Source organism: Kitasatospora sp. NPDC023118 (genome assembly GCF_055560875.1).
In genome coordinates this window covers 48,555-60,662 of the sequence record NZ_JBVHHW010000032.1, presented here as the reverse complement: position 1 = coordinate 60,662, position 12,108 = coordinate 48,555, and the positions used below count along the sequence as shown (strand labels likewise).

At 74.9% G+C, this 12,108-nt stretch carries 6 protein-coding genes; all 6 read left to right on the top strand.

Annotation, left to right across the window (positions count from 1 at the left end):
• The first annotated feature begins 14 nt into the window (after positions 1 to 14).
• Genes ACZ3UD_RS31370 through ACZ3UD_RS31345 form a run of 6 tightly spaced genes read left to right on the top strand, consistent with a single transcriptional unit; the run spans position 15 to position 12,084 of the window.
• Positions 15 to 1,100, top strand: coding sequence for a saccharopine dehydrogenase NADP-binding domain-containing protein (locus ACZ3UD_RS31370; protein WP_465595239.1), 1,086 nt, complete (start codon positions 15 to 17; stop codon positions 1,098 to 1,100).
• Positions 1,097 to 3,355, top strand: a complete 2,259-nt coding sequence (locus tag ACZ3UD_RS31365; RefSeq protein WP_465595236.1) for a Gfo/Idh/MocA family oxidoreductase — start codon at positions 1,097 to 1,099, stop codon at positions 3,353 to 3,355. The genes ACZ3UD_RS31370 and ACZ3UD_RS31365 overlap by 4 nt, the downstream gene beginning before the upstream one ends.
• 5 nt (positions 3,356 to 3,360) lie before the next feature.
• On the top strand, positions 3,361 to 4,071 hold the full coding sequence (locus tag ACZ3UD_RS31360; RefSeq protein WP_465595233.1) for a VOC family protein: 711 nt from the start codon (positions 3,361 to 3,363) through the stop codon (positions 4,069 to 4,071).
• Positions 4,062 to 5,417: an FAD-binding oxidoreductase gene (locus ACZ3UD_RS31355; RefSeq protein WP_465595230.1), complete on the top strand. Its 1,356-nt coding sequence runs from the start codon at positions 4,062 to 4,064 to the stop codon at positions 5,415 to 5,417. Before ACZ3UD_RS31360 ends, ACZ3UD_RS31355 begins: the two co-directional genes overlap by 10 nt.
• Positions 5,414 to 10,777 (top strand): non-ribosomal peptide synthetase, encoded by a 5,364-nt coding sequence (locus tag ACZ3UD_RS31350; RefSeq protein ID WP_465595227.1) that lies wholly within the window; start codon positions 5,414 to 5,416, stop codon positions 10,775 to 10,777. The genes ACZ3UD_RS31355 and ACZ3UD_RS31350 overlap by 4 nt, the downstream gene beginning before the upstream one ends.
• An 11-nt stretch (positions 10,778 to 10,788) precedes the next feature.
• Positions 10,789 to 12,084: a salicylate synthase gene (locus tag ACZ3UD_RS31345; protein ID WP_465595224.1), complete on the top strand. Its 1,296-nt coding sequence runs from the start codon at positions 10,789 to 10,791 to the stop codon at positions 12,082 to 12,084.
• Positions 12,085 to 12,108: the final 24 nt, after the last annotated feature.

Here is a 12,108-nt window from a genome sequence, read left to right as displayed (position 1 = left end):
AGAGAGGAAGCTCTGTGATCGGCATCATCGGCGGCTACGGCGCCGTCGGGGCCCAGGCCGCCCGGCTGCTGGCGGCCTGGGGAGCCGGGCCGCTGCGGATCGGTGGGCGGGACGAGGCGCGCGCCGCCCGGCTGGCCGCCGGCCTCGGCCCGGAGGCGGAGGCCGCCCGGGTGGACGTCGAGGACGAGACCGCGCTGGCCGCCTTCGTCGACGGGTGCGAGCTGGTCGTGCACTGCGCGGGGCCGTCACACCGCACCGCCGTCCCGGTGGCCCGTGCGGTACTCACGGCGGGTGCGCACCACGTGGACGCCGGGACTGCCGACGGCCTCGACACGCTCGAAGCGGCCGACGGCGCAGCCGTGTTCGCGGCCGGCGCGCTGCCCGGCCTGTCCGGGCTGCTGCCGCGCTGGCTGGCCCGGCAGGACTTCGCCGAGATGCACCGGCTCACCGCCTATGCGGCCGTCCTGGACGCGTTCACGGCGACCGGTGCCGAGGACTACCTGCACGGCGTCCTCGGCACCGACAGCGAGCCGCTGGCCGCCTGGACCGACGGCGCCCGCCGCCCGGGTGCACTGGCCCGGGCCACCGGGCAGCGCCTGCCGTACCTGCCGCGCCCGGTCACCGTCCTGCCGTACCTGGACGGCGAGGGCGAGCGGGTGGCCCGCGCCCTCGGGCTCGACCACGGCCGGTGGTTCACCGCGCTCGACGGCGAACACCTCGCCGCCGCCCTCGACGCGGCCCGCACGCTGAACCGGGCGGACGCGGTCGCGGCGCTGTGCCGGGCGACGGCGCTGGATCTCGCCGGGCGCAGCCCGTACGCCGTGCTGCTGGCCCAGCTGGACGGGGTCACCGAGGGCCGCCCGGTCAGCCGGACGGCAGTGCTGCGGGCGCCGGGGATCGCCGAACTGACCGGCGCGGCAACGGCGGTGGCCGCCCTGGCGGTCCTGCACGGCGAGGTGCCGGCCGGGGTGCACCTCGCGGACGCGGTACTCGACCCGGTCGCGGCCGTCGGGCGGCTGCGGGAGGTGCCGGGGGTCGTGCTGACGGTGGCCGACGAGGCGGTCGCCGAGCTCGCCGTGGAAGAGGAGGGTGCGCTGTGAAGGGCCGTCGGCTGCGGGTGGTGGTGTGCGGGACGACGTTCGGCCAGTTCTACCTGGCCGCCCTCGCCGGGCTGCCGGAGGAGTTCGAGATCGCCGGGGTGCTGGCGCGCGGCGGTGAGCGGTCGGTGGAGTGCGCGCGCCGGTACGGGGTGCCGCTGTACACCGATCCGGACACGCTGCCGGGCGACGTCGACCTGGCCTGCGTGGTGGTGCGCTCGGGCGTGATGGGCGGCGCCGGCACGGAGTTGGCGCTGAAGCTGCTCGGCCGGGGCGTCCATGTCCTCCAGGAGCAGCCGGTGCACCATGACGACCTGGCCGCCTGCCTGCGCGAGGCCCGCCGCCGGGGCGTGAAGTACCGGCTGGGCGACCTGTACGTCCGGCTGCCTGCCGTGCGGCGGTTCACCGCGGCGGCCCGGCGGCTGCTGGACCGGCGGTCGGCGCTGTACCTGGACGCTGCCTGCTCGGTGCAGGTCGCGTTCCCGCTGGTGCACATCCTCGGGGACGCGCTGGGCACGCTGCGCCCGTGGAAGCTGGAGGCGCTGCCGGCCACCGGCCCGTTCGGGCTGCTCACCGGGACGGTCGGCGGGATCCCGGCCGCCCTGCGGGTGCAGAACGAGGTGGACCCGGCGGACCCCGACAACCACGTGCACCTGCTGCACCGGGTGACCCTGGGCACGGCAGCGGGCAGCCTCACCCTGACCGACCCGCACGGCCCGGTGCTGTGGAGCCCTCGGCTGCACATCCCGGACGCGGTGAAGGAGCGGTTCGACTTCGACGGTCCGGACACCGGCCACCTGGCCGAACCCACCACGGCTGCCCTCGGCCCGGCCGAGCCACCGTGCTACCGGGACGCGCTCGGCGCGGACTGGCCCGGCGCGATCGGGGCGGACCTGCTCGGCCTGCGGACGGCGGTGCTCGGCGAGCCCGGCGCGGAGCGGCCCGAGCAGTACCACCTGACGCTGGCCCGGATGTGGCAGGACGTCACGGCCCGGCTCGGCTACCCCGCGCTCCGGCCCGGGCAGCACCACGAGCCGCTCCCGGTGACCGAGCTGTGGCCGGCGGGGGCCGCCGGGGCGCCGACGCTGGACGGCGTGGTCCGGGCCGCCGCCGAGGCCGCCGAACCGCAGGCCCGGCACGTCGCACGCGGTCAGACGGAGGAGTTCGTCCGCCGGCTCGACGAGGCGGTACTCGCCGCGATGCTGCTGTCCTTCCAGGACCGCGGGCTGCTGCTGCCCGCCGGGACCGGACACACCGTCGAGGAACTGCTCACCGGGGTCGCACCCGCCCACCACGTCCTCGTCGGACGCTGGCTGACCGTGCTGACCGAGCGCGGGTGGCTCACTCGGGACGGCAAGCGCTACACCGGGGTCCGCACCGCCGACGCGGCCTCCACCGCCCGGGCCTGGGACCGGGCCGCCGGGCTGTGGAAGGACGGACTGGGCGGCGCCGAGTTCGTCGACTACCTGCGGCTGAACGCCGAGCTGCTGCCCGCGCTGCTGACGGGCGAGCAGCAGGCGACGCTGCTGCTCTTCCCTGAGGGGCGGACCGAGCTCGCGGACGCCGTGTACCGCGACACCGTGACCGCCCGCTACCTCAACACCGCCGTCGCCACCGCGGTCCGCCGGCTCGCCGCCGCGGGCGGCGGCGAGCCGCTGCGGGTGCTGGAGGTCGGCGCTGGGACGGGGGCTACCACCGAGGCGGTGGCGATGGCGCTCGCCGGCGAACCGGAGGCCCGGGTGGACTACCTGTTCACCGACGTGTCCCGGTTCTTCCTCGACCCGGCCCGGCAGCGGTTCGCCCGGCTGCCGTGGCTGCGCTACGGAACGTACGACATCGACCGGGCACCGGACGAGCAGGGCCTCGCCCCCGGCTCCTTCGACGTGGTGATCGCGGCCGGGGTGCTGAACAACGCCCGGGACACCGACGCCACTGTCCGCGCGCTGACCGAACTCCTCGTCCCCGGCGGCTGGTTGCTGGTCACCGAGCCGACCAGGGAGCATCTGGAGATCCTCTCCTCGCAGGCGTTCATGATGACGGCCGCCCAGGACGCCCGGCTGGCCTCGGGCACCACCTTCCTCTCCCGCGAACAGTGGCTGGGCGTCCTGGCGGGCGCCGGGATCCCCGAGGTCCGCACGCTCCCCGCCGAGAGCCACCCGCTGGCCCCGCTCGGGCAGCGACTGTTCGCCGCCCGTACCGCAGGCGGGCGCACCGCAGCCGAACACACCCCAGCCGATCGAAGAGCAACACGGAAATGAGCACCATGGCACGCAGTCTCGACCTGAGATGCAGTCACATTCTCTGCAAAGTCCACGACATCCGGTCCGCCGTCGCGGACTTCACCGCCGCCGGGTTCACCGTGACCTGGGGAAGCGCACCGGACAAGGCCCACAACGCCCTGATCTGGTTCGAGTCCGGCCCGTTCATCGAACTCTTCGAACTGCCGGAGCGGTTCGGCCTGCTGAGCCTGCCGTTCGGGCTCGTCAACGGCGCCCCGGCCGGCCGGCGGCTGGCCCGCTGGGCGGCCGGCGGCGAAGGCTGGCGGGACGTGGCACTGGAGACCGACGACACCGAACTGACCGGCGCGCACCGGGCGTTGCGCGAGACCGGGATCCCCGGCTCGCGGGTGATGAAGGGACGCCGCAGCACGCCGGACGGCTCCCGGGTGCGGTACCAGTTCCTCACCCCGGCCCCGGCCCGGCTCCCGTTCGTCGTCTCCCAGTACGACCCGCCGCAGCGGCCGGCCGCCGTCAGCCACCCCAACGGCGCGCTCGGCGTGGCCCGGGTGCGCTTCGGCGTGGCGCGGCAGGACCGCGAGGCCTTCGACGCGCTGGCCGGCACGGACCGCCGGCTGGCCGCCGAACCGGCCGACCGCACCGGCGTCCGGGCGGTCCGGCTCACCGGCCTGGAACACGAGATCCACCCCGCCGACGTCCACGGCGCGGTCTTCGAGCGGAGCCCCGGATGCAGCTGATCACCCCCACCGACCCCGGCTACGACCAGGCCCGCCGGGTGCGCAACGCCCGCGCCGACCGACGCCCGGCCGCGATCGCCCGCTGCGCCGACCCGGCGGACGTCCGGACAGCGCTGGAGCACGCCCGCCGCCACGGCCTGCCGGTCGCGGTGCGCGGCGGCGGCGCCAACGTCGCCGGCTGGGGCACCTGCGACGGCGGGATGGTCATCGACCTCGGCGGCATGAAGGGGATCGAGGTCGATCCGCAGAACCGCCTGGCCGTCGCCGAACCCGGCGTCACCTGGGGCGAGTTCGACGCCGCCACCCAGCGCCACGGCCTCGCCCTGCCCGGCCCGCGCAACCCCGACGTCGGCATCGCCGGCCACACCCTGAACGGCGGCATCGGCGACCTCTCCCGCCAGTACGGGCTGACCAGCGACAACGCCGTGTTCTTCGACCTGGTCACGGCCGACGGGCGACAGCTCAGGGCGAGTGCGAACGAGCACCCGGAACTCTTCTGGGGCCTGCGCGGCGGCGGAGGCAACTTCGGCGTCGTGGTGCGGTTCGGCTTCCGGCTGCACCCGGTGGCCGGCGTGATGGCCGGTCCGCTGGTCCACCCGGCCGCGCACGCCCAGGCCGTGCTGCGCACCGCCCGGGACTGGCTGACCGAGGCCCCCGACGAGGCCTCGCTGATCATGCTGCTCTGGACCGCGCCCCCGTTGCCGTTCGTCCCCGAGCGGCTGCACTTCGAACGCTCGATGGTGCTGATCCCGACCTGGTTCGGCGATCCGGACCGCACGGACGAGGTGCTCGGCCCGCTGCGCCACGGCGACCCCGCACCGGTCGCGGACGGCATCCGCCCGATGGCGTACACCGCCTACCAGCGGCTGCTGCCGTCCCCGCCCGACGTCACCCGCCAGCAGGTCTACAACCGCGGCGAGCTGCTGCCGGAACTGTCCGACGCCACCATCGACGACCTGCTCGCCCGCTGGGCGACCGGTGGGCCGAACTTCTCGGTGGTGCTCGGCGCCCTCGGCGGCGCCATCGGCGGCGCCCCCGCCGGACCGACCGCCTTCACCCACCGGGACGCCGCCTGGTTCGCCGAGATCTGCGCCCAGTGGTACGGCGACCCGGACAGCGCCGCCCACCTGCGCCCGGCCCGGGACGGCTGGCGCGCCCTCCAGCCGGTCACCCGGGGACCGTACGTCAACCTGCTGCCCGACCCCGAGCCGGAGTGGGTCCGCGCCGCCTACGGGCCCGAGACCTACGAGCGCCTGGTCCGGCTCAAGACCGCCTGGGACCCGGACAACGTGTTCCGGTTCAACGCCAACATCCGTCCGCGACCCGAAGAGGCCACGCACGCATGAACGTCACCGAGCTGATCACCGAACTCCGCCGCACCGGAGTGCAGTTGTGGGAGGACGCGGGCCAACTCCGGTACCGGGCACCCAAGGGCGCCCTCACCCCGGACCTGCTCGCCCGGCTCAGGGCGGGCAAGGAGGCCGTCCTCGCGCACCTGGCCGAGGAGCACGCCGGGCCCGCGATCGTCCCCGATCCGGAGTCCGGCGCCGAGCCCTTCCCGCTCACCGACGTGCAGGCCGCCTACCTGCTCGGCCGGGGCGACGCCTTCGGCCACGGGAAGGTCGCCTGCCACGTCTACCTGGAGGTCAACTACCCCGATCTCGACCCGCAGCGCACCGAGCGGGCGTGGAACCGACTGGTCCGGCGGCACGGCATGCTGCGCGCCGTGGTCGAGGCCGACGGCTACCAGCGGGTGCTGCCCGAGGTCCCGCACCTGACCGTGCCCGCCACCGACCTGCGGGGTGCCGGCCAGGACCTGCGCCAGGCCGAACTCGACGCGGTACGCGAGGACTTCGGCCACCGGGTGTACCGGACCGACCAGTGGCCGCTGTTCGACCTCCGCGTCACCCGGACCGACGAGCGGGCCGTTCTCCACCTGTCGATGGACTTCCTGATCGCCGATTGGGCCAGCATCTGGCTGCTGCTCGCCGAGTTCGAGACCCTGCACGCCCAACCGGACGTCGAACTCCCCGTGCTGGACCTGGAGTTCCGCGACTACCTGCTGGCCGAGCGGGCGCTGCGCGAGTCGCCCCGGCACGAGCGCGATCGCGCCTACTGGTGGGAGCGGATCGACGAGCTTCCGCCCGCTCCCGACCTGCCGGTGCTCGACCGGGAGACCCCCGGCCGGTTCCGCCGCCGCTTCCTCAAGCTGGACACCGCCGCCTGGGACGCGCTGCGCGAGCGCGCCCGGCGGCACGGCCTCACCCCGTCGTCGGTGGTGCTCGCCGGGTACGCCGCCGTACTCGAACGGTGGAGCCGCACACCGAAGTTCACCCTCAACCTCACCGTGCTCAACCGGCTGCCGCTGCACCCGCAGGTGGACCTGGTGGTGGGCGACTTCACCTCGGTCAGCCTGCTCGCCGTCGACTGGGCGCCGGGCGCGTCCTTCGCCGAGCGGGCCCGGGCGCTCGGCGGGCGGCTCTTCGAGGACCTCGACCACCGGCTCTGCTCCGGTGTCGAGGTGCTGCGCGAGCTCGCCCGCCGGCGCGGGCGCGAGGCCGCCCTGATGCCGGTTGTCTTCACCAGCGCGATCGGCCTCGGTGAGGACGGCACCGAGCGTCGTGCCGAGGGCCGCCTGGACGGCTTCGGCATCACGCAGACCCCGCAGGTGTTCATCGACTGCCAGGCCATGGACGACGCCGAGGGCCTCCAGGTCAACTGGGACATCCGCGAGGGGATCTTCCCCGACGGCCTGGCGGACGACATGTTCGACGCCTTCGAGGCGCTGCTGCGCGAGCTCGCGGCCGATGACCGGCCCTGGGACGCCGACGATGTCGTCCCCCTGCCCGCCTGGCAGGCCGAGGAGCGGCGGGCGGTCAACGACACCACCGCGCCCCTGCCGGACGCCCCGCTGCACCACCCGGTGTTCGCCCAGGCCGCCCGCACCCCGGACCGGCCCGCCGTAATCGGCCCGCACGGCACCGTGAGCTACGGCGAGCTCGCCGGCCGGGCCGCAGCGGTGGCCGAGGCGCTGCGCGCGGCAGGCTGCACGCCGGGCGAGCGGGTGGCGATCGTCATGGACAAGGGCGTCGAACAGGTCGCGGCCGTGCTCGGCACCCTCCTCGCCGGGGCGGTCTACCTGCCCGTGGACACCGTGCAGCCGGCGCTGCGCCGGGAGGCGATCCTGGCGGACGCGGGCGTGCGGCACGTGCTCACCCAGTCCTGGACGGAGGTCGCGCCCGGTGCCATCGCGGTGGACGGTCTCACGCCCGTCGAGCCACCGCTGCCGGACAGCGGCGACCCGGACGGCCCCGCCTACGTGATCTACACCTCCGGCTCGACCGGTCGGCCGAAGGGCGTCGTGGTCAGCCACCGCGCCGCGGCCAACACCGTCGCGGACGTCAACCGCCGCTACGCGGTCACCGCCGGGGACCGCGTGCTCGGCCTGGCCAACCTCGGCTTCGACCTGTCGGTCTACGACGTGTTCGGCCCGCTCTCGGTCGGCGGGGCGCTCGTCCTGCCGGACCACGAGCGCCGCACCGACCCCTCGCACTGGGCCGCCCTGGTCGCCGACCACGGCGTCACCGTCTGGGACTCGGTGCCCGCGATGATGCAGATGCTCGCCTCCTACCTGGACTCCGAGCCCACCCTGGCGCTGCCGTCGCTGCGCCTCGCCCTGCTCTCCGGCGACTGGGTGCCGCTCACCCTCCCCGACGAGATCACCACCCGCCTGCCCGGCCTGGAGGTGGTCGCCCTCGGCGGTGCCACCGAGGCCGCCATCTGGTCTATCGCCCACCCGTACCGCGGCCTCGAACCCGGCTGGCGCAGCATCCCGTACGGACGCCCGCTGGCCAACCAGGGCTTCCGCGTGCTCGACGCGGCCCTGCGGGACCGCCCGGTCTGGACGGCCGGCGAGCTGTACATCACCGGCGACGGTCTCGCCCAGGGCTACCTCGGCGACCCGGACACCACCGCGCGCCACTTCCTCACCCACCCGATGGACGGCCAACGCCTTTACCGCACGGGAGACTTCGGGCGCTACCTGCCCGGCGGCGAGATCGAGTTCCTGGGCCGCGAGGACACCCAGGTCAAGCTGCGCGGGCACCGGATCGAGCTCGGCGAGATCGAGGCCGCGCTGCTCGCCCACCCGGCGGTCGCCGCGGCCGGGGTGGTCCTGGACGGCGAGGGCCTGCTCGGCATCGTGGAGCCCGCTCGCACCGGGGCGCAGGCGCCCGACGACGGCGCGCTGCTGGCGTCGGCCTCGGTCGAGGCCGACGCGGCCGTCCCCGGGCTCGACCCGGCCACCGTCGCGGACGCCGTCGAACGGCTCGACCACGCGGTACTGACCTCGATGGCGCTCGCCCTGGCCCAGGCCGGCGAGGACGTCGCCGAGCGGCACCGCTGGCTGGCGCGCCGCTGGGAGTCGGTCCTCGCCGGGACCGACCTCGGCCCGGTCGACGCGACCACCGCCGCCGCCCGCTGGGAACGCGCCGAGCGGGCCTGGACGGCCGAGCTGGGCACCCCGGAGTTCCCCGCCTACCTGCGCCGCAACGCCGAGCACCTGACCGAGCTGCTGGCCGGCCGTCAGGACCCGCTCGAACTCCTCTACCCCGAGGGCGGGTTCGCCACCACCCGGGCGCTGTACCGGGAGAACGCGATGGCCCGCTACCTCAACGGGGCGGTGGCCACGCTGTTCCAGCGGATCGCCGCCGAAACCGCCGGGGCCGGCCGGCCGCTGCGCGTCCTGGAGGCCGGCGCCGGCACCGGCGGCACCACCGAGTCGGTCCTGGAGGCGCTCGCCGGCACCGCGGTGGACTACCTGTTCACCGACGTGGCGCCGTTCTTCCTGCCCGAGGCCCGAGCCCGGTTCGGCGAACACGCCGGAGTGCGCTTCGGCGTCTTCGACGTCGACCGGGACCACCGTGCGCAGGGCCTCGCCCCGAACTCCTTCGACGTGGTCCTGGCCGCCGGCGTGCTGGAGAACGCCCGGGACATCCCGGCCGCGCTCGCCAGGCTCGCCGAACTCGTCTCCCCCGGAGGCTGGTTGGTGCTCACCGAGCCCACCAGGGAGCACCCCTGGATCCTCGCCTCGCAGGCCTTCCTGATGACCCCGCCGGCCGACGAACTGCGCGACGGCGGCCCCTCCTACCTCGACCGCGACCAGTGGCTGCGGCTCATCGAGGCCACCGGCGCCGAGCGGGTGCTGACCCTGCCCGAGGACGGCCACGCCCTCACCCCGCAGGCCGTCCACCTGTTCGCCGCGCGGCTGAAGACCGACCGCACCCCGGTGACCGAGGCCGAGCTGCGCGAGCACCTCTCCGAGCGGCTCCCGGCCCACATGGTGCCCTCGCACCTCCAGGTGGCCGACGCCCTCCCGCTCACCGGCAACGCCAAGGTCGACCGGAAGACCCTGCGCACCTGGCGCCCGGCGGCCGGCACCGCCGAGCCGACCGCCACCGGCGACGCACCCGCCGACGAACTGGAGGCGAGGCTGGCCGAGTTGTGGGCGTCCACGCTCGCCATCGCCCGGATCGGCCGCAGCGAGAGCTTCTACGACCGCGGCGCCGACTCGCTGATCATGGCGCGGATGGCCGGCCGGCTCCGCGAGGAGCTGCCGCAGGCCGCCGACGTCCCCTTCGACACCCTGCTGCGCCAGCTGCTCAACCAGCCGACCGTCGAGGCGCTCGCCCGCTTCCTGCGCGGCCGCGACACCGGCGGGCGCGACGGCGCCGAGCCCGAACTCGTGGGCCGGCGCGGCGAGTCGGGCAACGCCCTGCTGGTGCCGTTCAGCACCGGCGGCGACGGCCCGCTGCGCGTCCTGTTCCACGCAGGTCTGGGCACCATGGACTGCTACCGGCCGCTCGCCAAGGAACTGGTCGCCCAGAACCTCGGGCCGGTGCTCGGCATCGTGATCGACGACACCGAACGGTACCTGGCGATCGACCCGGCCGAGGTGATCGAACGGGCCGCCGACGACTACGCCGAACGGCTGATCGCCGAAGGCCACACCCGGGTCCAGCTGGTCGGCTACTGCCTCGGCGGCCTGTACGCCACCGAGGTGGCGCGCCGGCTGGACGAACGCGGCATCGTGGTCGAGGACCTGGTCCTGGCCAGCAGCCACCCGGTGGTCTTCGACGTCGACGACGACCTGATGATCGAGCTGCTGTTCCTGCCCAACCTGCACATCGCGCTGCCGCAGGCCGGCTTCGGCCCGGTCGACCCGGACGCCGTCCTGAAGGCCTTCATGCAGGTGATCGAGCGCCACGGCGGCAAGGTGCCGGAGGGCTCCCTGCTGGAGGTCGGAGGCGATCTTGAACTCGACGCGGCCGCCGCGTACTTCCGGCTGCTCACCGCGCACACCCGCAGTGATCGCTTCGCCCGCTACGCCCGTGCCGCCTCCGCCGAGACCGGCCAGGAGCTTCCCGCCGAGATGGCCGAGGGCATGTTCCGGGTGTTCACCCAGAGCTTCCGCTCGGCCCGGTTCACCCCTCCCCCGTACGCCGGTGACGTGCGCTTCCTGCGCCCGCGCGGCTCCTCCGGTTTCGCCCCCGGCATGGACGAGACCACGCTCGCCTTCTGGCAGGACGTGGTCCTCGGCGAGCTGACCGTCACCGACATCGAGGGCAACCACTTCAGCTGCATCGAGGAGCAGAACGCCCGCGCCGTCGCCGACCTGATCGCCGCCCCGCTGCGCACCACCCCGTGAGGAGCACCGTCTTGATTCAGCAGTACCAGGAGTCAACCGTCCAGGGGCCGTTCGACCCGCTCGCGGTCGTCGCCCGGCTGACCGGCTCGGGGATGCTCGGCGAGTACGTGGTGTACGAGCGCGGCGGGCGCTGGCACGTCGCCGGCGACGCGCTGGCCGAGGTCAGGGTCGACGCCCGGCACGTGCGCACCGGTGACGGCGAGGCCCTGGAGTGGTCCGGCACCCCGTGGCGGCAGGTCGCCGAGGCCCTGGAACGCACACCGGTCGCCGACTGGCGCGTCTACGGCTGGGCCTGCTTCGAGCTGGCCGCCCCGGACCTGCCGGCCGACGGCCAGGTGCTCGCCCATCTCGTCGTCCCCCGGCTGGAGTTCGAGATCACGGCGGACCGGGTGCTGGTCCGGGCGGTGGACCCGGGCGAGCTGGACGCCGCGCTCAAGCTGGTCACCGAACCCGGCGCCCGACCCGGGCACCAGCCGGTCCCGGTCGACATACGCGCCGACCCCACGACATACCACTGCGGGGTCTCCCACACGGTCGCCGAGATCGGGCGCGGCCGGCTGGAGAAGGCCATCGTGTCCCGCCCGGTGCCCGTCCCGTTCCGGGTCGACCTGTGCGCCACCTACCTGACCGGCCGCCGCCACAACACCCCGGCCCGGTCCTTCCTGCTGGACCTCGGCGGCTGGCAGGCCGCCGGGTTCAGCCCCGAGACGGTGGTCGAGACGGACACTTCGGGCCGCGTCTCCACCCAGCCGCTGGCCGGCACCCGGGCGCTCACCGGCGATCCCGACACCGACGAGGCGCTCCGCGCCGAGCTGCTGACCGACCCGAAGGAGGTCTACGAGCACGCCGCCTCGGTCCGCCTCGCGGTCGAGGAGCTCACCTCCGTCGGCCGACCCGGGTCCACCCACGTCACCGAGTTCATGACGGTCAAGCGGCGCGGCAGCGTCCAGCACCTGGCCTCCCGCGTCGCCACCACCCTGGCCGAGGGCCGCACCGGCTGGGACGCGCTCGGCGCGGTGTTCCCGCCCGTCACCGCCTCCGGCATCCCCAAGGCCGCCGCCTACCGGCTGATCGCCGAACTGGAGGACCAGCCGCGCGGCCTGTACGCCGGAACGGTGCTGATGGCCGGCGCCGACGGCTCGCTCGACGCCGCGCTCGTGCTGCGCGCCGTCTACCAGCGCGACGGCCGGGCCTGGCTACGCGCCGGCGCGGGCGTCGTCGCCGGCTCGCGGCCGGCCCGGGAGTACGAGGAGACCTGCGAGAAGCTCGCCGCCGTCGCCCCGTACGTCGTGCCCGCCGACCACTGACCCACCGAACCCCCTGGAAGGGCC